Origin of the sequence: Vreelandella sp. F11 (assembly GCF_042466685.1) — a bacterium.
Lineage (GTDB): Bacteria > Pseudomonadota > Gammaproteobacteria > Pseudomonadales > Halomonadaceae > Vreelandella.
The window spans coordinates 1774532-1797941 of the sequence record NZ_CP170448.1; the positions used below are offsets into that span (position 1 = coordinate 1774532).

The 23410-nt window shown below is 55.9% G+C and carries 21 protein-coding genes; 10 read left to right on the forward strand and 11 right to left on the reverse strand.

What is annotated here, in order from left to right:
- Positions 1-172: 172 nt before the first annotated feature.
- The 3 genes from ACFIOZ_RS07975 to serB all read left to right on the forward strand — a co-directional run bounded on the left by ACFIOZ_RS07975 (position 173) and on the right by serB (position 5360).
- Positions 173-2089, forward strand: a complete 1917-nt coding sequence (locus ACFIOZ_RS07975) for a methyl-accepting chemotaxis protein (protein WP_088698651.1) — start codon at positions 173-175, stop codon at positions 2087-2089.
- A 74-nt stretch (positions 2090-2163) separates the two neighbouring features.
- Entirely contained in the window at positions 2164-4419 is a 2256-nt protein-coding gene (gene parC, locus ACFIOZ_RS07980; RefSeq protein WP_386083150.1) for a DNA topoisomerase IV subunit A, read from the forward strand.
- Positions 4420-4439: 20 nt separating this feature from the next.
- Complete coding sequence (serB, locus tag ACFIOZ_RS07985) at positions 4440-5360, forward strand: phosphoserine phosphatase SerB (protein ID WP_386083151.1); 921 nt, start codon at positions 4440-4442, stop codon at positions 5358-5360.
- Between the two features lie 59 nt (positions 5361-5419).
- Here serB and ACFIOZ_RS07990 read toward each other — a convergent pair whose 3' ends face one another.
- Genes ACFIOZ_RS07990 through ACFIOZ_RS08015 form a run of 6 tightly spaced genes read right to left on the reverse strand, consistent with a single transcriptional unit; the run spans position 5420 to position 11290 of the window.
- Positions 5420-5806: a Na+/H+ antiporter subunit G gene (locus ACFIOZ_RS07990; protein WP_386083152.1), complete on the reverse strand. Its 387-nt coding sequence runs from the start codon at positions 5804-5806 to the stop codon at positions 5420-5422.
- A gap of 43 nt (positions 5807-5849) precedes the next feature.
- On the reverse strand, positions 5850-6119 hold the full coding sequence (locus tag ACFIOZ_RS07995; protein WP_386083153.1) for a K+/H+ antiporter subunit F: 270 nt from the start codon (positions 6117-6119) through the stop codon (positions 5850-5852).
- The gene (locus ACFIOZ_RS08000) at positions 6113-6610 is read right to left on the reverse strand and encodes a Na+/H+ antiporter subunit E (protein WP_386083154.1); all 498 of its coding nucleotides are present in this window, start codon (positions 6608-6610) and stop codon (positions 6113-6115) included. The genes ACFIOZ_RS07995 and ACFIOZ_RS08000 overlap by 7 nt, the downstream gene beginning before the upstream one ends.
- A complete protein-coding gene (locus ACFIOZ_RS08005; protein WP_386083155.1) occupies positions 6607-8121 on the reverse strand; it encodes a monovalent cation/H+ antiporter subunit D in 1515 nt (504 codons plus the stop codon). The genes ACFIOZ_RS08000 and ACFIOZ_RS08005 overlap by 4 nt, the downstream gene beginning before the upstream one ends.
- Positions 8118-8450, reverse strand: a complete 333-nt coding sequence (locus ACFIOZ_RS08010) for a Na+/H+ antiporter subunit C (RefSeq protein WP_008958597.1) — start codon at positions 8448-8450, stop codon at positions 8118-8120. Before ACFIOZ_RS08010 ends, ACFIOZ_RS08005 begins: the two co-directional genes overlap by 4 nt.
- On the reverse strand, positions 8450-11290 hold the full coding sequence (locus tag ACFIOZ_RS08015) for a monovalent cation/H+ antiporter subunit A (protein ID WP_386083156.1): 2841 nt from the start codon (positions 11288-11290) through the stop codon (positions 8450-8452). Before ACFIOZ_RS08015 ends, ACFIOZ_RS08010 begins: the two co-directional genes overlap by 1 nt.
- A 171-nt stretch (positions 11291-11461) precedes the next feature.
- Here ACFIOZ_RS08015 and ACFIOZ_RS08020 point away from each other — a divergent pair, with 171 nt between their 5' ends.
- From ACFIOZ_RS08020 to ACFIOZ_RS08030, 3 genes are read left to right on the forward strand one after another with little or no spacing between them, the layout of a single operon-like run.
- Positions 11462-12352 (forward strand): ion transporter, encoded by an 891-nt coding sequence (locus tag ACFIOZ_RS08020; RefSeq protein WP_386083157.1) that lies wholly within the window; start codon positions 11462-11464, stop codon positions 12350-12352.
- 16 nt (positions 12353-12368) lie between these two features.
- Positions 12369-14075 (forward strand): 2-isopropylmalate synthase, encoded by a 1707-nt coding sequence (leuA, locus tag ACFIOZ_RS08025; RefSeq protein WP_386083158.1) that lies wholly within the window; start codon positions 12369-12371, stop codon positions 14073-14075.
- A gap of 33 nt (positions 14076-14108) precedes the next feature.
- Positions 14109-15227, forward strand: a complete 1119-nt coding sequence (locus ACFIOZ_RS08030) for a hypothetical protein (RefSeq protein ID WP_386083159.1) — start codon at positions 14109-14111, stop codon at positions 15225-15227.
- A 70-nt stretch (positions 15228-15297) separates the two neighbouring features.
- Here ACFIOZ_RS08030 and ACFIOZ_RS08035 read toward each other — a convergent pair whose 3' ends face one another.
- Both ACFIOZ_RS08035 and ACFIOZ_RS08040 read right to left on the reverse strand, forming a co-directional pair.
- Positions 15298-17379: a pyrroloquinoline quinone-dependent dehydrogenase gene (locus ACFIOZ_RS08035; protein ID WP_386083160.1), complete on the reverse strand. Its 2082-nt coding sequence runs from the start codon at positions 17377-17379 to the stop codon at positions 15298-15300.
- Positions 17380-17389: 10 nt separating this feature from the next.
- Complete coding sequence (locus ACFIOZ_RS08040) at positions 17390-17755, reverse strand: hypothetical protein (protein WP_386083161.1); 366 nt, start codon at positions 17753-17755, stop codon at positions 17390-17392.
- A gap of 238 nt (positions 17756-17993) precedes the next feature.
- Here ACFIOZ_RS08040 and ACFIOZ_RS08045 point away from each other — a divergent pair, with 238 nt between their 5' ends.
- Positions 17994-18233 (forward strand): type II toxin-antitoxin system Phd/YefM family antitoxin, encoded by a 240-nt coding sequence (locus tag ACFIOZ_RS08045; protein WP_386083162.1) that lies wholly within the window; start codon positions 17994-17996, stop codon positions 18231-18233.
- A 1-nt stretch (position 18234) separates the two neighbouring features.
- Complete coding sequence (locus ACFIOZ_RS08050; RefSeq protein ID WP_386083163.1) at positions 18235-18621, forward strand: type II toxin-antitoxin system VapC family toxin; 387 nt, start codon at positions 18235-18237, stop codon at positions 18619-18621.
- Positions 18622-18693: 72 nt separating this feature from the next.
- On the opposite strand, the gene epmB is transcribed toward ACFIOZ_RS08050, so the two are convergent.
- Positions 18694-19728 (reverse strand): EF-P beta-lysylation protein EpmB, encoded by a 1035-nt coding sequence (gene epmB, locus ACFIOZ_RS08055; protein ID WP_386083165.1) that lies wholly within the window; start codon positions 19726-19728, stop codon positions 18694-18696.
- Between the two features lie 178 nt (positions 19729-19906).
- Here epmB and efp point away from each other — a divergent pair, with 178 nt between their 5' ends.
- Complete coding sequence (gene efp / locus ACFIOZ_RS08060) at positions 19907-20473, forward strand: elongation factor P (protein WP_386083166.1); 567 nt, start codon at positions 19907-19909, stop codon at positions 20471-20473.
- A gap of 86 nt (positions 20474-20559) precedes the next feature.
- Positions 20560-21540 (forward strand): EF-P lysine aminoacylase EpmA, encoded by a 981-nt coding sequence (gene epmA / locus ACFIOZ_RS08065; protein ID WP_386083167.1) that lies wholly within the window; start codon positions 20560-20562, stop codon positions 21538-21540.
- On the opposite strand, the gene asd is transcribed toward epmA, so the two are convergent.
- The gene (asd, locus tag ACFIOZ_RS08070; protein WP_386083169.1) at positions 21537-22370 is read right to left on the reverse strand and encodes an archaetidylserine decarboxylase; all 834 of its coding nucleotides are present in this window, start codon (positions 22368-22370) and stop codon (positions 21537-21539) included. The genes epmA and asd overlap by 4 nt on opposite strands.
- A 181-nt stretch (positions 22371-22551) precedes the next feature.
- Entirely contained in the window at positions 22552-23394 is an 843-nt protein-coding gene (locus ACFIOZ_RS08075) for a sulfurtransferase (protein WP_386083170.1), read from the reverse strand.
- Positions 23395-23410: the final 16 nt, after the last annotated feature.

Consider the following 23410-nt stretch of genomic DNA (forward strand, 5'->3'; position numbering starts at 1 on the left):
ATAAAATAGATAAGCGTTAACAAGGCGTTGTTATAGTAACGCGCGCTCTAGCCGATAGTTGAGTGTGGGGCTCAAAAGTTTAAAAACGTAATAAACCTACATTCATTTCTAGGGGGGAAGGCTTTTGTTTAACACGATATCTAGACAGCTAACGCTGGCCGCACTCGCACTTATGCTACTAATGGCCGCCAGTATCTACGCCGTGATGGCGTGGCGTGGTCAACCGCTGGTGATTGCAGCAAGCCAGTCATTGGTGGATCGAACAGGCGGTTCGATCGTTAACGCTTTGGACGCGCAGTTGTCGCGGGTTGAAGGTAATACATCGAGCCTTGCCGCCTTGGCTGAGTCGTTACCTCGCGAAGAAGAACTTTATTTGCAAGCCTTCCCAACAGTGGTAGATGACAATCGTAATAGCGTCATTGTCGGCGGCGGGATTTGGCCAGAGCCCAATGCATTTGAAGCGGGGGTTGAGCGTTTTAGTTTCTTCTGGGCAAGAAACGAGCAGGGCGGACTTGAGTTTTTAGATGACTATAACGCCCCCGGTATGTCGCCTTATCATGATGAAGAGTGGTACAGCAGTGCCCGTAATGCCGAACCGGGTCAGTGCGTATGGTCAACGGCGTATCGTGATCCTGCCACGGGCGTGGCAATGGTGACCTGCAGCGTCCCTTACTATCTTGATGATGAGTTTGCGGGCGTTGCCACTATTGATATGCAGTTAGAAGGTGTGGCCGAGTTCTTGACTGAAAACGGCGGTGCGACCGGTGGTTATGCGTTTGTGCTTGATAGCGCAGGGAATGTCATTCATTTCCCCGGTGCTGATCTGGAAACGGATGAGATGCAGGGTTTAGCGAATTTAACGGGCAATATGCCCTGGCTGCAGCCGGTTATTGATGGCTTAAATGAAGGGCGCGATGAAATCAGCGTTGAGACCGCAGGGATCCTGGATGCTCCCGCTTCGGTGCGCTTGTTTGATATGCAGGATACCGGTTGGACGCTTGGGTTAATGACGCCGCAAGAGGAAGTGACGGCGCTGGCACGTACCCTAACGCGTGATTTGCTGGTTGTCATTCTGCCCCTGTTAGCGCTGTTGCTTGCACTTGGTTGGTGGGGTGGCCGCATCCTGTTGCGGCAAATTCGCAGTACCACCCTGCAGATTGATCAGTTAGGGCAGGGTGGCTCTAGCCGTGAGCTGACTATTTATCGCGATGATGAGATTGGCGAGCTACGCAGTGCTGTAAACCGCTACTCGGATAAATTGCAGCATCTCTTTGGCGACGTGCGCAGCGTAGCGGATGCCATCGCCAGTGAATCGTCGGAAATTGCCGCGGGCAATACCGAGCTTTCTAGCCGCACCGAGCAGCAGGCAGCGTCGTTGCAAGAGACCTCTTCCACGATGGAAGAGATGGCTGCGACGGTGAAGCGCAACGCTGATAACGCCCAAGAGGCGGATCAGCGGGCGAAAGAGTCAGCGGAAAAAGTTAAACAAGGTGGTGAGCAGGTATCGCGGCTGGCGCAATCCATGGAAGCGATCAACGAAAGCTCTACTGAGGTTTCGTCGATAGTCGATGTGATTGAAAACATTGCTTTTCAAACCAATATATTGGCGCTTAATGCCTCCGTTGAGGCAGCGCGTGCGGGTGAGCATGGCCGTGGGTTTGCCGTGGTGGCCAGCGAAGTTCGCGAGCTGGCGTCACGCAGTGCTGCCTCGGCCAGAAACATTAATGGGCTGATTAAAACCACCTCTGAGCAGATTGCGACCGGTAGTGGCTATGCTCAAGCCGCTGAATCTGCCATGAAAGATATAGTGGTGGCGATTGAAGAGGTAACCGCGCGGATTAGTGAAATCAGCCAAGCGTCTGGCGAGCAGACCAACGGCATTGATGAGATCAATCGGGCGGTTACCCAAATGGACACGGTAACTCAACAGAACGCTGGCTTGGTCAGCCAGGCCGCTGGTGCCGCCAATGAGCTGTCGCTCCAGGCCCAGCGCTTGAAAGGGTTGCTGGATGAGTTTCACGGCAATTCTCAAGCGGCTTCGCTGCCACACGAGACGAAGGCACCAAACGAAAGGTATCAATTAACATAGCGAGCCATGTTAAGTGGCCGCGCGTCCGCTTATCAGCCGCCCCGACTGGGGCGGTTTTGTTGTCAAGGTAGGATATGATCGACATGGATATTCAAGTAGCGGAGGGCGACGTCGAACGTCTCTCCCTGCGCGATTACACCGAAAAAGCGTACCTCGACTACTCGATGTACGTCATTCTCGACCGCGCCCTGCCCAACATTGGCGATGGCATGAAACCCGTGCAGCGGCGAATTATTTACGCCATGCGCGAACTGGCGTTGCACGCCAACGCCAAGTACAAAAAGTCGGCGCGTACCGTCGGTGACGTACTGGGTAAATTTCATCCCCATGGTGACAGTGCCTGCTACGAAGCCATGGTGCTGATGGCGCAGCCGTTTAGCTACCGCTATCCGCTGGTGGACGGTCAGGGCAACTGGGGGAGTCCCGACGACCCTAAATCCTTCGCCGCCATGCGTTACACCGAGGCCAAACTCTCCAAGTTTGCCGAAGTGCTGCTCGGCGAACTGGGCCAAGGTACCGTCGATTGGGTGCCTAACTTTGATGGCACCATGCAGGAGCCGCTGGTGCTGCCTGCAAAGCTACCCCATGTACTGCTCAACGGCGGTACCGGGATTGCCGTGGGAATGGCCACCGATATTCCGCCCCATAATGTCTCGGAAATTGTCGAAGCGACTTGCCATCTGCTGCGCAACCCCAAGGCGACCACCGCCGATTTGATGGAATTCGTGCCCGCGCCGGACTTTCCTACCGATGCGGAAATCATTACCCCGCCGGCTGATCTGCGTAAGCTCTACGAGTCCGGCCGGGGCTCGGTCAAACTGCGTGCGCGCTATGAGCGCGAAGAGTCCAATATTGTGATTACCTCGGTGCCCTATCAGGTCAGCGGTGCCAAGGTGCTGGAGCAGATTGCGGCGCAAATGCAGGCCAAAAAGCTGCCCATGGTGGCTGACCTGCGCGATGAGTCGACCCACGAAGAGCCCACCCGCCTGGTGATCGAACCTCGCTCCAACCGCATCGACGTTGAATCGCTGATGGCCCATCTGTTCGCCACGACGGATCTGGAAAAGAACGTGCGGGTGAACATGAACGTGATTGGCCTGGATGGCCGCCCGCGGGTGATGCCATTGCCCGAAATGCTGGGTGAGTGGCTGCAGTTCCGTCGTAGTACGGTGCGCCGCCGGTTGGAGCACCGCCTGGGCAAAGTCGAAGATCGCCTGCATATCCTCGAAGGCCTGCTAATTGCCTACCTGGATCTGGACGAGGTGATCCGCATTATTCGTGAAGAGGATGATCCCAAAGCATCGCTGATAGCGGCCTTTAGCCTCTCGGAGCGTCAAGCGGAAGCGATTCTAGAGCTACGCCTGCGTCACCTGGCCAAGCTCGAAGAGATGAAAATTCGCGGCGAGCAGGATGAGCTGGAAAAAGAGCGCAAATACCTACAGGGCCTGCTGGGCAGCGAAGCCAAGCTCACCACCCTGATCGAAAAAGAGATTCGTGCGGCGGGTAAAGAGCACGGTGACGAACGCCGCTCACCGCTGGTAGAGCGCGAAGAGTCCAAGGCGCTCTCTGAAGTCGAACTGATGGGCGCTGACCCAATTACCGTGGTGCTTTCCGATAAAGGCTGGATTCGTGCGGCCAAGGGGCACGATATCGACCCCGAGGGCCTCTCCTATAAAGCCGGGGATAGCTTCCAACTGGCGGCGAAAGGCAAAACCAACCAGCCGCTGGTGCTGCTGGATGACACCGGGCGTGCCTATACGCTCTCGGCGCATAATCTGCCCAGTGCCCGGGGCCAGGGGGAGCCAGTTACCGGGCGCGCTAATGTCGCCGCCGGGGCAAAAATGGCGGGGCTGTTGTTTGCGCCACCCGAACGACGCTTTGTCCTCGCCACCGACGGTGGCTATGGCTTTGTGGCGCGCCTCGATACGCTGACGGGGAAGAATAAAGCCGGTAAAGCGGTGCTTAGCCTGCCCAAAGGCTGCAATGTCATGGCGCCGGTTGAAGTGCCTGAGGGCGACGAGCTGTGGGTGGCCTCGGTGTCAAACGAAGGCCGGCTGCTGCTGTTCCCGCTAGATCAACTGCCTGAGATGTCTAAAGGCAAAGGCAATAAAATGCTCGATATACCCGGCCCCAGGGCTGCGCGTCGGGAAGAGTTTGTCTGCGGTCTTACCGTACTGGCGTCTAACGATGCGCTAATGATTCACGCCGGTAAGCGCAAGCTAACCCTCAAAGCCGACGATCTGGCCTATTATCGTGGCGAGCGTGGCCGGCGCGGCAGCAAGCTGCCCCGCGGCTTCCAAAAAGTTGACCGTTTAGAAGCAGGGGAATAAATAATGGTAGGAGCTAATTAATGGCAAACGGCGACTTGATTCTAACCGTTTTAGCGCCGCGACTCACCGCGGAGATTCAGGCTCAGGTAGACGCGCTCATCGTGCAATTTGGGCTACAGGAAAAGAGCACCCAGCGCCTTGCCGATACACAGCAGGGTGAGGACATCGACTGTGTTGAGCGGCGTCTGGTAGGTGAGGTAGATGTTGAGGCCGTGCGCAACGCTGCACGGGTACTCAGCGAAACCCTAGGCGTGGATATTGTTATCCAAGCAGATACCCGCGATCACGTTCAGCCCCGTTTGGTCTGCTTCGACATGGACTCCACGCTGATCAAAGCCGAAGTGATTGACGAACTGGCGCGCCGCCACGGCGTGGGCGAAGAGGTCGCCGAAGTCACCGAGCGTGCCATGCGCGGCGAGCTCGATTTTAAAGCAAGTTTCCGCGAGCGGATGAGTAAGCTGGACGGTTTGGATGAGTCGGTGCTGGAGCAAATTGCTGCGGAGTTGCCGCTGATGGACGGCGTTGAGCGGCTGATGGTCAACCTAAAACGCTTGGGCTACCGCACCGCGATTCTCTCTGGCGGCTTTACCTACTTTGCTCTTCACTTGCAGGAGAAGCTAGGGTTTGACGAGATCCATGCCAATGAGCTGATCATCGCAGAGGGCAAGGTCACCGGCGCAGTCAGCGAACCGATTGTCGATGCCGAACGCAAAGCGGAACTGCTCGAAAAGATCGCGCTGCGGGAGGGCTTTAGCCTGGAGCAAACGATTGCTGTGGGTGATGGCGCCAACGATCTGAAAATGCTGGCCAAAGCGGGTATGGGCATTGCGTTTAGGGCCAAACCTATGGTGCGTGCCCAGGCGCGTCAGGCGCTTTCTACATCGAGCCTTGATGGCGTACTCTATCTGCTGGGCTACCATCAGCGAGATTTAACGTCGTAAAAAAGGCGGTGCCACTGGGCACCGACTTTTTTTATATGTTTTAGAGACTCTATTCGTTTTTAGCCATGGCCTTTATCCGGGTGCGGAACCGGTTTGTCGCCGACTTCTTCAGATTTCAGCTCTACCGGCTTACCGAGGGTTTTCTCGGCGTGTTTTAGCTTCAGGTGCAGCCCTGACTTGGCCAACAGATGGGCGCTCACCGGGGCGGTAATGAACAGGAACAGCGTAATCAGCAGCTCTTGAGCATCCGGTTTACCGTCGATGCTCCAGAAATACATCATCGAAGCGATCAACATACAGCCGATACCTAGAGTGGTGGCCTTAGTCGGCCCGTGCAGGCGCATATAAAAGTCACTTAAGTGGGCCATCCCTAGTGAACCAATAAACACAAAAATGCCGCCAGCGATCAGCAGCAGTGAAATAAGCGCTTCGATAATTATCGGCATCGTTCCTCCTGATGCATATTCATCATTCGACAGCTCATGTTCATCATTCGATGATGTCTCCACGCAGAATATATTTACATACCGCCACGGTGCTGATGAAACCTAGCATCGCGATCAGCAGCGCCGATTCGAAATAGGTTTTGCTGTTCAGCCACAGCCCCAACAGCACAATGAGTGCAATCGAGTTGACGTACATGGTGTCCAGAGCCAGCACGCGGTCGGGTAGGCTGGGGCCGATGGTCAGTCGGTAGAGGTTCATCAACAGTGCCACCACTACCAACGCTAAGGTGATATACAGCGCAATGCTCAGCATTCGTAAATCTCCTTGAGCGGGCGTTCGTAGCGCTCACGAATCTGGTTAATCAGCGCCTCTTCATCGTCGACATCTAAGGCGTGAATCAGCAGCGACTTGCCATCCAGGCGCAGATTGGCGGAGACAGTGCCGGGAGTCAGGCTAATGGTGCTAGCCAGCAGCGTGATAGTAAATCGATCCTCTAGCATTAATGGATATTCAACAAAGTGAGGCTTCATCCTTCGCCAGGGGTTGGCAATCAAATATGCGACTTCGAAATTGGCCACTACGATATCGCCTAGTACTCGAAACACAAAGCGCAGTAGGGCGAGAGGCTTAGAGATCCTTGGGCGCGCATCCCAAAAACGGTAGGTGAGCAGCGGGATCAAAATGGCTAACGAGCCACCGAGTACGAATTGACCAAAGGCGTAACTGCGTACCAGCAGCAGCCAAACGACTAGCAGTAGTATCGATAAAACAGGCGTGGGTAGCCAGGAGCGCGGGGCGATCATGGGGCATCTCCAGCAGCATTGGGCAGTAGCGTGCGAATCAGTACCTGTGGGTTGGCTAATTGCTCAGCCGTGGCTTGAGTATAGCTACTCACTGGCCCTGCCAGGACGACTAGCAACGGGGCTGCGCTCAGTAGCCAGATAACGCCAAACCACTGGCGACAGGGCAGCGGGGTGCCGCTGGGGGTGCCCCGGTGGCTGCGCCAAAATAGCGTCGAGCCCGCCCGGGAAAGGGCAATTAGCGAGGCTAAACTGGTTAGCAGCAGCAGTGGCCAGAGCCACAGGCGCTGGGTGCCTTCGGCGGCATTAAGCATCAGCGCTTTGCCGAAAGCACCGGAAAATGGCGGGACGCCTGCCACGGCGATAGCGCCGACAAAGAACAGCATGGCGATTGCTGCGCCCTGTACCATCGGGCGACCCTTGACCAAGCGAGTACCCGCTTTGCCGCGCTGTAGGCCAATCATTTCCGCTAACAGAAACAGCCCCCCGGTGATCAGGGTGGTGTGGATCAGGTAATAGAGTAGCGCAGAGACTGCCTGGGGTGAGCGCATCCCAATACCTGCCAGCAACGTGCCCACAGACACAAGTACAAGGTAAGCCACTAGCAGGCGCAGATCTCGCGCGGCCATTACCCCAACGCCTGCGGCTGCCAGGGTGCCGAGCGATAGCCACCATACCCAGGGCTGCTCCAGCGCCTCCAGGCCACCAGCGCTATCGCCAAAAATAAGTGAGTAAACGCGCAGAATGGCGTAAATACCCACTTTGGTCATAATGGCAAATAGTGCCGCCACTGGAGCGGGGGCGGAGGCGTAGGCTTTGGGCAGCCAGAAGTAGAGCGGCAGAATGGCAGCTTTTAAGCCAAATACTACCAGTAGCATCAGTGCCCCAGCGCTCACTAAGCCGTCACGCTCTGCTGGCAGGTCAGCGACCCGGATGGCCATATCGGCCATGTTGAGCGTGCCCGTGGCGCCGTAGAGAATTCCCACCGCAATCAGAAACAGCGAAGAGCCCGCCAGGTTGAGCACCACATAGTGGACGCTGGCCTGAATGCGTGCCTTACCCCCGCCGTGCAGTAGCAGGGCGTAAGAAGCTAGCAGCAGTACTTCAAAGAAGACGAACAGGTTAAACAGATCCCCGGTTAAAAAAGCACCGTTAATGCCCAGTAGTTGCCACTGAAAAAGACCATGAAAGTTGCTGCCTTTTTCGTCGTCACCGGCGCAGGCAAACACCACTGCGCCAACGGCCAGAATGGCGGTCAGCAGCAGCATTAACGCCGAGAGGCGATCCAGCACTAACACGATACCGAACGGGGCTTGCCAATCGCCCAGGGCGTAGTAAGTAATCTCTCCGCTGGCGGCTTGGCGTAATAAGCCAATCGCTACTAACAGCAGCAGTGCGGTGGCAGCAACGCTCACCGCGCGTTTGTAACGTACTAATCCCTGGCGCTGATAGAGCAGTAGAATGCCCGCCACTAACGGTAGAACAACAGGGAAAACAATCAGGTGCTGCATCATTCTCGGTCTTCCTTTTTACCGTCTACGTGGTCGTTCCCCACTTCACTGCGCGCCCGCATCGCCAGAATTACCACAAAGGCAGTCATGGCGAAGCCGATCACAATGGCGGTGAGCACCAGCGCCTGGGGGAGCGGGTCGGCGTAGTTAGTTCCTTCAGACACAATAGCGGGGCCATCAGTGGTCAGGCCGCCCATCGAAAACAGGAACAGATTGACGGCGTAAGAGAGCAGTGTGAGACCTACCACCACCGGAAAGGTACGGCCTCGCAAGGTCAAGTAGAGGCCACAGGCGGTCAATACCCCGGTGGTCATTGCATAGAGCAGTTCCATTAGCGAGGCTCCTTGGCAGAAGGCGTTGCAGCGCTGGCGTCAGTCTCTTTTTCCGAGGCTTCGGTCACCGGGCGATGGGCGGTGGTGACTTTGCCCAGGTTGGCAAGAATCATCAGCGTAGCGCCCACTACCGCTAAGTAAACGCCCAGGTCAAAGAGCAGCGCGGTGGCCAGTTCAAAGGTACCGATGAGCGGTAGGGTGAAGTAGCCGAATGCTGAGGTTAAAAACGGGTGTCCGAACAGCCAGCTACCCAGCCCGGTGAGCGTAGCAATTGCTACCCCGATAACCGCCACGGGTTGGAAAGGGAAGTCCAGGCGCTCTTGCGCCCACTCTACGCCCCGCGCCATATACAGTAGGATCAAGGCAACAGCGGTAATCAGCCCGGCAATAAAGCCGCCACCCGGCTGGTTGTGGCCGCGCAGGAAGATAAATGCAGAGACTAATAGTGCCAACGGCAGTAGCGTCATGGAAATTGACGTGAGTACCGCCGGGTAACGGTCAGGCGACCATACCCGCCCTTCGCCGTCACTGTGCGGCATAAATAGACGTAAGCGATTCAGCAGCTTAAAGATAGCCAGGCCCGCGATAGCCAGTACGGTGATTTCACCCAGGGTATCAAATCCACGGAAGTCGACCAGAATCACATTGACGACGTTGTAGCCGCCACCGCCGGGCTTACTGTTCTCTACAAAGAAGCTGGAAATCGACAGCGTCTCCCGGGTCATGACGGCGTAGTTAAGACTGGCGATCACCAAGCCTAGCGTGCCTGCCAGCAGCATATCGCGAACGTTGCGTAGTGGGCTGGATTCCCGTGGTGTCTTCTGCGGCAGGAAAAACAGCGCCAGCATCAGCAGAATCATGGTGACAACCTCCACCGAAAGCTGTGTCAGCGCCAGATCCGGTGCCGAAAAGCGCGCAAAGGTGAGCGCCACAAATAGCCCGACGACCGATAGCATCAACAGAGAAATCAGCCGGTAGCGGTGGGTGGCAGCGGTGGCCACACCGCCAAACATCAACATGCCAGCACCTAAAATGAGCACTCCATCCAGCGCTTGATTGCCAGCAGCGCCCGTTAAGTCAGTGATCTGAACCAGGCCAACTCCACCCATTACTAGGGCGCCCAGCCAGAGCCAGCCAACATAGCGCTGCAGCGAGTTGCCTTCCAGGGCAGCGATAAGCTGCTCGGCGCGGTAACCGATAGTAACGAGGATGCGTTCAAACACCCGGCGGGCATCGACCCCTGCAAATTGCTGGGTAAACCGGCGCACATCACTATGTCGCCAATACAGCGCAACGCCGACAACAAAGGCGAGCAGGCTCATAATGAGGGGCAGATTCACGCCGTGCCAGATAGCCAGGTGGAAATCGAGTGGGCTACCGATCACTGCTTGGCTGGCGAGCGCTAACACGCCCGTTGCCATAAATGCTGGGAATAGGCCGACCACGACACACAGTACAACTAATATTTCCACCGGCAGGCGCATTAGGTGGGGTGGCTCATGAGGTGATTTTGGAGGTGCTTCACGGGCCGGTTTGAAGAAAACGGCATGCACTAAACGCAGCGAATAGGCCACAGAAAGAATGCCACCGAGCGCCGCTAGCGCAGGTAATAACCAGCTTAATCCTCCCAGAACCGGGGTTGCCAGCGCCTCGGTGAAGAACATCTCTTTGGATAAGAAACCATTAAAAAGCGGTACGCCCGCCATCGCTGCCGCCGCCAAGGTGGTCAGTAGCGCCGTTACCGGCATGGCTTTTTTCAGGCCACCCAGCTGCTTTAGCTCCCGCGTGCCGGTTTCGTGATCGATAATGCCGGCACTCATAAACAGCGCGGCTTTAAAGGTGGCATGATTCAGAATGTGAAACAGCGCAGCCAAAATCGCCATGGGGCTGCCGATGCCCAGCAGCACGGTGATCAAGCCTAAATGGCTAACGGTGGAGAACGCCAAAATACCTTTCAGGTCGGTTTTCATCAGCGCAAACCAGGCGCCATACAGCATGGTGACGATACCGACCAGGGAAACGGCCACGCTCCACAGCTCGCTTCCCGCGATGGCGGGGTGCAGACGTGCCATCAGGAAAATGCCCGCTTTCACCATGGTGGCCGAGTGCAGATAAGCCGATACTGGCGTGGGCGCCGCCATGGCATGGGGTAACCAAAAATGGAACGGGAACTGGGCCGATTTGGTAAAGGCCCCCAAGAGTACTAAACCCAGCATAAGCGGGTAGCGGGAATCCGCTAGAATCACGTCGCCGCTGGCCAATACATCGCCCATGTTAAAGCTGCCCGCCATATCCCCCAGCAGCAGTAGCCCTGCCAATAGTGCAAGCCCCCCCGCACCGGTGACAGTAAGCGCCATACGAGCGCCTTTACGTGCGTCGCTGCGGTATGACCAAAAGCCAATTAACAGGAACGAGGAGAGGCTGGTTAATTCCCAGAACAGCCAGAGCAGAATCAGGTTGTCCGACATTGAAATACCCACCATTGATGCCATAAATAGCATCAGGAAGGCGTAGAATCGGCCAAAGGGCTCATCTTTGGCTAAATAGTAGTGCGCATAAAGAATAATCAGCAGGCCAATGCCGAGTATCAGCAGGTTGAACAGCAGCGATAGCCCATCCAGGCGAAACGCTAAGTTCAGCGCCAGTTCAGGCATCCAGGTGGCCGAAAAACGCAGTTGCTCGCCATCTAGCAGGGCTGGCATGTTGAGTAGCGTCATTACTAAGGCGGTAGCGGGCAGCACCGCCGTTGCAAGGGAACAGAAACTTCGCCCACGCTGTGCGGTGAGTGCCGGTACCAGTACGCCTAGCAGAGGCAATAAGGCTATCCAAAGCAGTGTCATGGGGTCATCCAGCGGCTAAATAAAAAGTCAAAAGGGTACCAACAGGGCGCCCATGAAGGCGTTCTGGTGGCGCAGCATACATCAAGTGAAACAACAGGATATCACTTGTGTAGCAGGCGTGTAATTTTAGTATAAAGTGTGCGGATTAACCGTTGAGAGATTTTTTGTTACATGAGTGAGTCCTTTACTACCTGGCAGGCCCGTTTCGAAAAGCTGCGCTCCAACAAAATTTTTGAAGCGGTGGTGATTGCCATAATCGTCATTTCTGCCCTTGTCATCGGGGCGAAGACCTACGATGAAACCACGAAGGTCGAGCAATGGCTGCTCTATCTCGATATCGTCGTAACGATTTTTTTCCTGATTGAAATTTTAATCAGAATGGCCGCAGAGCGCAGCCTGCTTAGCTTTTTTAAAAAGGGTTGGAATGTTTTTGACTTCCTGATTGTCACTGCCAGCCTAATTCCCATGGACGACTCGGAAATGGTGCTGCTGGCGCGGCTGCTGCGTATTTTCCGGGTGCTACGCCTGGTCTCGATGATACCTGAACTTCAGATGCTCCTTAGCGCCCTGGTGAAGTCGGTGCCGCGAATGGGCTATGTAGTGCTGTTGATGTTTATCATTTTTTACATATACGCCGCCATTGGCAGTTTTCTATTTCACAATGTCGACGAGGGGCTGTGGGGTAACATCTCCCTGGCCATGCTCACGCTATTTCAGGTGGCGACGTTTGAGAGCTGGGCCACCGCCGTGCTCTATCCCGCCATGGAGGTTTACCCCTACGCCTGGATCTATTTCTTAACGTTTATCTTTTTGAACGCCTTTATCTTTCTCAATATGATGATTGGTATTGTGCTGGATGTGATGCAGAAAGAGAGTGCGCAAATGGCGCTGGACAACGGCGAGGGCGAAGAAGCCGAGTTGCAGTCGCTACGCAATGATGTTCGCGGGCTGAAAGCGCAGCTTGATCGCATGGAATCAGCCCTCGCTCAAGCCTACTCGACAGCCCCTAAGCACCAGAATGACGCGGGCGGTAAGCACACCGATAAGCCCACAACAGATTGATTTTAGGAGAGCCGCCATGATGTTGACTGACCCTGCCAAAAAGTACCGCCCCTTTGTGGCCGTTGATCTGCCCGACCGCCAGTGGCCGAGCAAACGTATCGAAACGGCGCCTATCTGGTGCAGCGTTGATTTGCGCGACGGCAACCAGTCGCTAATCGACCCCATGGATCAGGAGCGTAAACAGCGCCTGTTCGACATGCTGCTCAGCGTTGGTTTTAAACAGATAGAGGTAGGCTTTCCGTCAGCATCCCAAACGGACTTCGATTTTGTGCGCTCGCTGATTGAGCAGGATAAAATTCCTGAGGATGTGACCATTCAAGTGCTAACTCAGGCGCGCCCGCACTTGATTGAACGCACTTTTGAAGCCTTGAAAGGCGCCAAGAACGCCATTGTCCACGTCTATAACGCCACTGATCCCATGTTCCGCCGGGTGGTGTTTAACGTTGATAAGACTGAGTGCGTGCAAATCGCTGTGGAGGCGACACAGCAGATCCGTGCTCAGATGGATGCCGCACCAGAAACCAACTGGACGTTTCAGTACTCTCCGGAGCTCTTCACTACCACCGAGATGGACTTTGCCGTCGAAATTGTCGAAGCGGTTATGGAGGCTTACGGCAGCAGTGCCGATCAACCCATGATCGTCAATTTGCCAGCGACGGTGGAAGTCGCCACGCCGAACAACTATGCCGACCAGATTGAGTGGTTCTGCCGCAACGTCAAAAAACGCGACCACCTGATTGTCAGCGTGCACCCCCATAATGATCGCGGTACCGGCGTAGCGGCGGCAGAGCTAACGCTGATGGCCGGGGCCGACCGGGTTGAAGGCACGCTGTTCGGTAACGGCGAGCGTACCGGCAATGTCGATATCGTCACCCTGGCGATGAATATGTACACCCAGGGCGTTAACCCTAAGCTCGATTTTTCCAATATCACGCCCATCATGCGCGAAGTGGAGTACTGCAACCAGTTGCCGGTGCATCCCCGCCACCCCTACGTGGGCGACCTGGTGTTTACCGCCTTCTCCGGCTCCCACCAGGACGCGATCAAAAAAGGCATGGCGGATCGCCGCGCTAATCCAGATGCAGTGTGGGATGTACCTTATTTACCTATCGATCCGCTCGACGTGGGCCGCAGCTACGAAGCCGTTATCCGGGTTAACAGTCAATCGGGTAAGGGCGGTGTTTCTTACCTGCTTGAGCAGGAGCACGGTATTGAGCTGCCGCGTCGCCTTTCGATTGAGTTCAGCCAGGTAGTGCAGGAAGTCGCTGAGCGCACCGGGCGCGAGATCACGTCGAAGATGATCTACCAAGCGTTCGCGGATGAGTATCTGGAACAGCGAGCACCCTTTGGGTTGGTGAGTCACCGGCTCTCTTCTGAACCTGATAGCCCCAAAGTGACACTGGAAGCCATTGTGGAGACTGATGGCAGCCGCCAAACGCTCAGCGGTGAAGGCAACGGACCGCTAGCAGCCTTTATTAAAGCGCTGGCCGTCGCCGGACATGATGTGGAAATCATTGACTACCACGAGCATTCCCGCGGTCAAGGCGCCGATGCTGAAGCTATAGCTTATGTGGAAGTACGTATCGATGGCAAAGCGGTGTTTGGTGTAGGCACCGATGAGAGCATTACCAGTGCCTCCATGAAAGGCGTCCTTAGCGCGATCAATCGCCACCACTCCACCCAGCCCGCGGCGGCGAACGTGACGGCAGAGACGTTGGGATAATAGGCGATTGCCAACATAACAAGGTGGAAAGCGATGCGGCCCTGGCAGATCATAGTGTTAATCGCGTTAGTGCTGGCTGGGTTAGCATCAGCCGTGGCTTCCCACGAGCCGTTTGAGTCCAAGCTAGTGCGCCTGGAAGCTCAGCGGGCGCTGCCCAGTCTAGAGGCATCGCTTCAGCAGGAGTCGCCAGAGATTAACGCGCTTTTGCTTAGCTATTCATCCGACCAAGCCTTATGGATGAGCGCTTCGCTGGCGATGTTACGCCATGGTAATATAGCCCGCGATGTGCTGGTGGAGTACGGCTTATCGCCTCAGTTCCAGCAGGTGTTGGTGCGTTTTGGCGCTGACGCCGTACTGCCCATCAGCTACTTTAGCCACCACGATGTTGCAACGCTCAGAGCGCAGCACTGGGTTGGTGAGCGCTACCAGCAGCTTAGCCGCTGGTGGAGCGATGAGGAGGGCGGTGCGGGTTCAGCGTTCACGCCTTACCGTCGTGGCCAGATGGGCATTGCGCTGCTAGATGCCAATGGCCACGCACTGCTTAACCAGTTTGTGGTCAGTGAGCAAGGTGAGGTTGAGTGGTTGCAGGGTGAGCGAGTCGTCGCAGGCGTCGGCGATTTCTTTACCAGCGGGCTACGCGATCTTGAAAGCCAGTGGCGCCGCGGCGACGCCATTGGCGCAGCCGATTTAGGCTGGGCGGGTGTCGATCTACTGGTCATGGCCAGCACCGTTAAGGTGCTGCGGGCGGGCAGGACTGCCCGAGCTGCGCGGGTGGGGAGCGTTGAAGCCCAGGGCGCTCGCGCTGGCTTGGGCCAAGGCGTTGTTGCTACCAGCGGGCGTTTTGCGACCCTGCCGCGCATGGCCAAGATTGCTGCGGTAGCGGGTACTGCCTATGTGGTGGTTCGCCACCCAAGCCTAGTCAGCGCGCTGGGCGCCAACCTTTCTACCTGGCTAGGCTGGCCGGTATGGTTGGGCCAGTTTCTTATTTGGCTGGTTGTGCTACTGCCGGTGCTGATAGTGGCGCGATTTGCTTATCGCTGGCTATTGACGCCGCTGCTGTGGCTTTTAGTGCCGTTGATACGGGTATGTTTTAAAACGGCTAACCATGCGTTAGCCAAACGTACTCCAAGGCAAGTCGACGAAACTAACTAAGAAGATGAGATGTAACATAAACGGGGCGACCTTAAGGCCGCCCCGTTTTGCTATTGGTCAACCGCAAGCGCTATTCCGGCAGGGCATAAACGGCGATCTGATCACCTACCTGATCTTTCAGGATGCTGTTGCCACCGGAAATAAAGGCAACATACTGGCGACCATTGTACTCATAGACCGCGGGGTTGGAGACGGAGGGTGCCTCGGTCTGATCCGACCACAGCTCCTCACCAGTTTCCAGCGAGTAGGCGCGCACCTTGGCATCCATGGAAGCGCCGATAAAAACAACGTTACCCGCGGTCACTGCCGGGCCACCGATGGTGGGCGAGCCCCAGCTCTCAGGCATAAAAAAGCCATACTGTTGGGATACGCCCATCGGACGACGCCATTTGATATCACCTGTCGTCATGTCGAGGGCGACAAGCTCACCAAAGGGCGGTTCCCAGCAGGGCATGCCCCACCGATTGAGCGCGACCTCTAAACGCATCCCATAGGGCGCGCCTTCCTGAGGGGCAAAGCCACTCTCGTTGCCGGATGTTCTATTAGCTGCCTCATAATCCTCACGATTATACAGCTTTATGTACTGCACAATATGCGAGGTGTTGACGATGGCGGTCTGGCTTTCGGGGTCAAAGGCGACGCCGCCCCACTGTACGCCGCCCGCACTGATGGGAAATCCAAGCGTGCCTTCGCCTTGGGTCGTCGGCGGGGTGTACATACCTTCATAGCTGAGATCATTCCAGAGCGCAGAGCACTCCCCAAAGCTAACTGCATCAGCCAGCGCCCAGACGTTGGGTTTCTCGGACTGATCTAACAGTGGCGCGGGCTTGGTCGGAAAGGGTTGGGTCGGCGCATAGACTTCGCCCTCAACACTACCGTCGCCGCTGGGTACTGGGCGCTCCTCAATCGGCCAAACATCTTCGCCGGTTTCGCGATTGACCACGAATAGAAAGCCCATTTTGGTCGCCTGAATCAGCGCCGGGATCTCTTCACCATCGACGGTAATGTCCATCAGCGTTGGGGCGGCGTTAATGTCGTAATCCCAAATATCGTGGTGAACCCACTGCCGCGACCAAACCACTTCGCCGGTCTCGATATCCACCGCGGTGGTCGATGTGCCTAGCGGCACTTCTTCGGTGCGGTTACCGCCCCAGTAGTTCGGTGAAGGGGAGGAGACCGGCAAATAGACTAGGCCAAGCTCTTCATCGGCGGACATATGCGTCCAGACATTGGCGGTACCACTCTGCTCGCGCATCTCATCAGAGAGTGCCTGGAACGTCCATTCGAGCTCGCCGGTGCGGGCATTGATTGAGAATACGGTGCCAGGGGGCGCCTCTTCATAGGCCCAGTCCATGCCTGCCCAGCCTAAAATCAGATGATCGCCCACCACGGTAGGTGGCTGTAGCAGCGACAAAGGCCATTTTTCATTGGTGTCATTCCACTGGTTGGCGTCGAGCACGCCGTTATTGGCAAAGTTTGCGCACTGTTCACCGCTATCGGCATCGACCGCGAACAGTTGCGCATCCATGGTGCCCATGTAGATGATCTTTTGGCAGGGCTCGCCTGCTTCCGGGGTGTCCGCTTCCCAATAAGCCACACCGCGATTCTTCAGGGCGGGCTGGGTCAGCGCTTCGAGAGAGGATTGCGTATCGAAGCTCCATTTCTCTTCGCCATTCGCGGGGTCTAGGGCCAGAATCCGGTAGAAGGGGGTACCGATATACAGCGTCTCATTGGCAAACACCGGCGTGGCAGACCAAACGGTTGCAGGTAAATCCCCGGAACCATCAGCAACATCCCCAGTGTGCACTTCCCATACTTTTTCCAATTCACCAACGTTGTCGGTATTGATCTGATCAAGCGGGCTATATTTCTGGGCGTTAAGCTGGCCGTGAAAACTGTCCCAGGTGGGTTCGCCAGGCACCAGTGGAATGGGGGCGGCGCTAGCCGCTTCTTCCTGAATGTCGTTCTCTTGCTCCCCTGGCGATGCCTGTTCACCGGACGGTTCTTGAGCTGTGGATTGCTCTGTATCTACTGACGGCTCCTGAGCGAGTAGCGGCAAGGGCGTAAAGCAAATAGCCAGGGCGGTAACCGCGCCTAAACCCGATGTAACAAATTTAAACGGAGTGCTCGGGGAGGGCAATAAAGTTGGCATGGGCAGCTCCTTAGGTGTGGGTGAGGCGTGCGTGACGGGTTGGGCGGATCATATCCACAATCAAACCGATCAGGCCGAGCACCATGGCAGCGCCAATCCACCACTGATGGAGCAGCATTGCGGCGAAAAATGTACCCCCGAGACCTATCAGAATGAGTACCCGCAAGGTAATGGAAGCTCCACGCCCTTCTGCAGCAGCAAGAAGTAGGGCCAATACTGCAAGCGCGATACAGGCCACGATGGCCACCAGCGCGCCGAGCGTTCCGGTAACCCCGGTCAGCGGCGTGAAATAGGCATACAGAGCGATGGCAAGTCCGGCGAGTGAGGCTATCAGAAGGACGATAGCGCCCGGTTTTGATGAGAGGGGTGACGACATAACGTGTTGGCCTCCTGCTGAGTGGAAAGCCTGACATCGAGGCTAACTCAATGTCAGAAATCGTTAGCACTATAACTTTAGCAGAAAACGGAACCTTTATGATCTTGGGGACGTGACTTGATCAAAGGGTGCAACACGTAGCGCTGTTTTTTCCAGTGGAGGTGAGGCATTGCAAAATTGCCTATCTCGCATAAACTAAGCTAGTTGAACTAAGTCGAGTTTCTCTGGAGAACTTCATATGGAAGCTATCAACATACACGAAGCCAAAACGCGCCTGTCGCAGCTAGTCGCGCGGGCTGCCGAGGGCGAGGGGTTTATTATCGCCAAAGCGGGTAAGCCGATGGCGCGTGTAACGGCGATTGACAGCCCCGCACCGGGTCAGCAGAAGCGGCTGGGTTTCTTGGCGGGCCAGTTTAAAGTGCCTAATGACTTTGATCGGATGGGGCAGGAGGAAATAGCCGAGATGTTTGGAGGCTGATGTGAATCTGCTTCTGGACACGCATATTTTGCTCTGGGCGGCGGCGTCACCCGAGCAACTCTCGGCGGATGCGCTATCGCTGATCAATGACGAGAATAACCGGCTCTACTTTAGTGCCGCCAGCATCTGGGAAGTGGTGATCAAAAACAGCCTGCAGCGCCCTGATTTTCAAGTTGACCCGCACTTATTGCGAAGGGGGTTGGTGGATAATGGTTATTTAGAACTTCCCATCAGTTCACTGCATACACTTAACGTCGCTCATTTACCTCGCATTCATAAAGACCCCTTTGATCGGATTTTGGTGGCCCAGGCTGAGGCTGAGGGTTTTTTGCTGCTTACAGCGGATGAGTGGGTGGCTCAGTACGCTGGGCCTATCCGAAAGGTGTAGCGAACGTTTTGCTTTAAGGCTTCAACACTGAGCCACTCAAGCCTCTCAGCGCCGCTGTTTCTTTAAATTAAGTCACAACGGCGTTTTACTCCCGTTTCCAGGAATTTCCCGCACCAGACGCGGCATTAAGAACCCCGGCAAATGATCGCGTAGTTGCGCAACAAGCTCGCGGGCTTCATGATCCGGCACATCAAAATGCGCAGCGCCTTGCACGGGGTCTAATACATGTAGGTAATAGGGCAGCACACCTGCTTCAAACAGCCGTTCCGATAGTGTGGCTAACGTAGCCACGTCGTCGTTTATGCCGCGCAGCAGTACGCTTTGATTGAGTAGTGTGGCACCCGTCTGTTTGAGGCGCGTGCAGGCGTCGATCACCGCTTGGTCGATTTCATTGGCGTGGTTAATATGCAGTACCACGACTTTTTGCAGGCGTGTCGACGTTAGCCAGCCAAGTAGGGCGTTATCAACTCGGGCGGGAATCACCACCGGCAGGCGGGTATGAATGCGTAGCCGCTTAAGGTGTGGGATGCTTTCCAACTGCTCGACCAGCCAGGCTAGTTGGCGGTCATTGGCAGCCAGCGGGTCGCCGCCAGAAAGAATCGCCTCGTGAATTGTGGTGTCGCTGCGTAGGTAGTCGAGTGCTTCCTGCCACTGGGCTCTGGATGGAGAGTTGTCGCTATAGGGAAAGTGGCGCCTAAAGCAGTAGCGACAATTAATGGCACAGTTGGGGCTGGCGATCAGCAGCACCCGGCCCGCATACTTATGAATCAGCCCTTTCGCGGGCCGGTGGTCGGCCTCTTCCAGGGGGTCAACGACGTAGCCCTTAGGCGTGAGCGCTTCTTCGCCTAGCGGAATCACTTGGCGCAGCAATGGGTCGTTTATGTCTGCATAGGCTATCCTGTTGAGGTACGCCTCGGGCACACATACGTCAAACAGTTCGTGCCCTATTTGAGCGCCCGCCACCCAATCGCGGCTTAGTCCCAGCCGTTCGCATAGGGTTTGCGGGTCGCGAATGGCATGGGTAAGCTGCTGCTGCCAAGTGGAATCCGCCAGTGGGTCGCGATGGCTTTGCGTTTCAGACGCGGCAATAATGATGTTCTCCTGCAAAAAAGCCCTCCTTCGGGTTATCATGCGCGCACTTATTTAACGACGCCATTTGCAACGCTGCTGGTATATAGCTGCTGGCATATAGCTGCTGGCATATAAACCTGCTGACGGCGGCAACGTATGGCTTCGCGCAGCACCTGTTGAAACAAATAACTGAAATGGATGATTGAGAGACATTATGGCGAACTATTCTACCAACGAATTCAAGGCCGGTCTGAAAGTAATGCTTGATGGCGATCCTTGTTCGATCGTTGAGAACGAGCTGGTCAAGCCGGGTAAGGGGCAGGCGTTTAACCGCGTTAAGCTGCGCAACCTGATGACTGGCCGCGTAGGTGAGAAGACTTTCAAATCCGGTGACTCGCTGGAAGGTGCCGATGTCATGGATTTGGAGATGGAGTATCTCTACAACGATGGGGATATGTGGCACTTCATGAAGACTGATGGCTCGTTTGAGCAGTATGCGGTAGAGAAAAAAGCGCTGGGCGATACCATCAAGTGGCTGAAAGAGCAGGTGCCCTATATCATTACACTTTGGAATGATAAGGCCATTTCCGTGACGCCGCCTAACTTTATCGAGTTGGAAGTTGTGGAAACAGATCCCGGTTTGAAAGGCGATACGGCACAGGGTGGCTCTAAGCCTGCAACGTTGTCCTCTGGTGCTGTGGTGCGTGTGCCGCTCTTCATTAACCAGGGTGAAGTGTTGAAAATCGATACCCGCAGTGGGGATTACGTCTCCCGCGCTTGATCGCTTTTCAGAGCGCTTGCATCTCTTAATGGCCACGTACAAAGCGTGGCCATTATTATTTAAGGTGGTTTTTCCAAGGAGTCGTCATGGCCATTGATTGGCAACCCTCAGCGTCTTTAGAAACGCTGCGCGAACGGGCGCGGTTAATGGCCAAAGTGCGGGCTTTTTTTGCCCAGCGTGACGTGCTGGAAGTGGAAACCCCGGTGTTGGGGCAGGGGGGCAGCACAGATGTGCACTTGGTGTCGCTGCACACCCAGGCGCGCACGGGTAGAGGCCAGCGACGGCTATGGCTACAAACATCTCCTGAGTTCCATATGAAGCGGTTGTTGGCCGCTGGTAGTGGCCCCATTTTTCAGCTTGCCAAAAGCTTTCGTGACGGTGAAGTGGGGAGCCGTCACAATATCGAATTCACCATGCTGGAGTGGTATCGGCCGCAGTTTACGCTGGAAAAGCTGATTGATGAGACCGCTACCCTCATCATATCGTTGCTGCCAAGCTTCCCCGGCCCGGTTGTGCATTACCGCTATCGGGAGCTGTTTCATACCCACTTAGAAGTTGACCCCTTTACCACGTCACTGGATAAGCTGCGCTCGTTAGCCGCTGAGCGTGGGCAAATGTCTGCTAAAACGCTGGCCGGTGAGGGGCGCGAAACGTGCCTAGACCTGTTGATGAGTATGGTGATTGAGCCCCAATTGGGAAAGGCTGAACTAAGCGTGGTGGTTGATTACCCGGCCAACCAGGCAGCCTTGGCTCGCCGCCATCAGGATGCTGACGGTGAGTGGGTGGCTTCCCGCTTTGAGCTCTACCTAAACGGTATTGAGTTGGCCAATGGTTACGATGAGCTGACCGATGCGGCTGAGCAGCGTGCGCGGTTTGCTGCAGACAATGCTGAGCGCCGTCGTTTGGGATTGCCGGAAGTGGATGTCGATGAGCGTCTGCTTGCCGCGCTAGCGCACGGGATACCTGAAGGTGCCGGCGTCGCGCTGGGAATTGATCGTCTTATCCAATTGGCACTGGGCAAAGCACGCCTGGAAGACGTGCTTACGTTCTCAACGCCTATTTGCTAGTGGTCACCTAGCGATTCGCCCATGCTAACCATCGTTGCAAGGGGGCGCTCTTCGAAGTTGACGGTTTTGGCAAAGCACATTACCACCGTGGAGCCGAGCTTGAAGCGTCCCATCTCGGCACCTTTTTCTAGCCTAATGGGCTGCCCAAACTGCATGCGCTGGGGATGACCCGAAAGCGGCGTTACTTGCCCCGACCAGACGGTCTCGATAGCCGCGACAATCATCGCGCCGACTAGCACCATGGCCATTGGGCCGTGTTCGGTATCAAAGATACATACCAGGCGCTCATTCCGGGCAAACAGCCCCGGTACATAGTTGGCGGTGGCTTGGTTGACCGAGAATAGCCGACCCGGTACGTAGATCATCTCCCTGAGTGTGCCGGTGACCGGCATATGTACCCGGTGGTAGTCCCTTGGCGAGAGGTAAACCGTGGCAAAGCTGCCGCCTAGGAACTCTTCTGCTAGCGCTGTATCGCCGCCCAGTAGGGTTTGCGCTGAGTAGGTGTGGCCTTTCGCTTGCACCAGTTGACCTGCCTGCAAACGCCCATATTGGGAGAGGGTGCCATCGGCGGGGCTGAGGATGCCTTCGCCCAGTGGGCGGGCATCGGCTTTTAGCGCGCGGGTGAAGAAGTCGTTAAAGGTGGCGTAGGCGGTGGGGTCGGGCTCCAGCGCTTGGCTCATATCGACATTAAAGCGTTTGATAAACGCTTTGATCAGGGTGTCTTTCACCCAGCGGTTATCGCACTGGGCGAACTTGCCGGTCAGGCGCGAGAGCGCATGGTGAGGCAATGGATACTGAAGTAGCGAAAAGGCTTTTTGGGAAAGAGTCACAATAATATCTTCGTAGCAGTGGCTAAAAGCCTGAATTAGCTGGCATCACAGCCCTGGCTAACTCAGCAATACGTAACGCAGACACGCTGTAAACCCATCCCTGGGCGCTCGGCTTTTTCATCCCTGAAAAAGACGGTCTGCTTATACGTATTCCTGACGCCAGGGCGCAAACTGTCGAGCATCACTTCTCAATGGGTGTGTCGTCACGGTTGCCCCATTCACCCCAGGAACCTGCGTAGCCACGCATATTAAAGCCTAGCGCTTTGCCCACTAGCCAGGTAAAGCTGCTGCGGTGGTGGCTTTGGCAGTGGGTAGCAATTTCCATTTCCGACGTCAGGCCTAGGGCGCCCAGCTCGGTGATCAGCTCGGCGTAATCGCGGATGCGCAGTGCACGATGGCGATCCATGGCGTGGAGCCAATCCATATTGACGGCGCCAGGTATGTGGCCCAGGTGCTTGTTGTTACCGCGCACCCCTTCATACTCATCCTTGGAGCGTGCATCCCATACCGCGAATTGCCTGTCGTTGAGCTTCTCTTTGATCTCGTCGTAGGTGATCAGGGCATTGGGGTTGAGAATCTCCGCATGGTATTCGCTGGGCGATGGAGCGGTCGGTTCGCTGCTCTCTTCCAGTCCAGCGTCGCGCCAGGCGTGGATGCCGCCGTTCAAGTAGGAGTAGCGTGTATGGCCAATCAGATCCAGCGTCCATAGCAGGCGCGCCGCCCAGCCGCCGCCCTCGTCGTCGTAAGCCACGACGTGGGTGTCGCGGGTCAGGCCAAGGGCGCTGAATAGCCGCGATAGCGCTTCTACGCTGGGAACGTCGCTGGGCACTGGCCCTTCGCCACGCATCAAGTAGCGAAAATCGAGAAAAATAGCCCCAGGCACATGGCCCTGGCGATAGCTGTCGCCGTTGACCGGTACATCGATAATCAGTAGATCAGGATTATCCAGGTGCTCTTGCAGTTGTTCGGGTTCAACGATTAGCGGCAGCAGGTTGGCTTCCGACGATGGGCGCTCAATACTCATGGGTAACTCCTGTAAG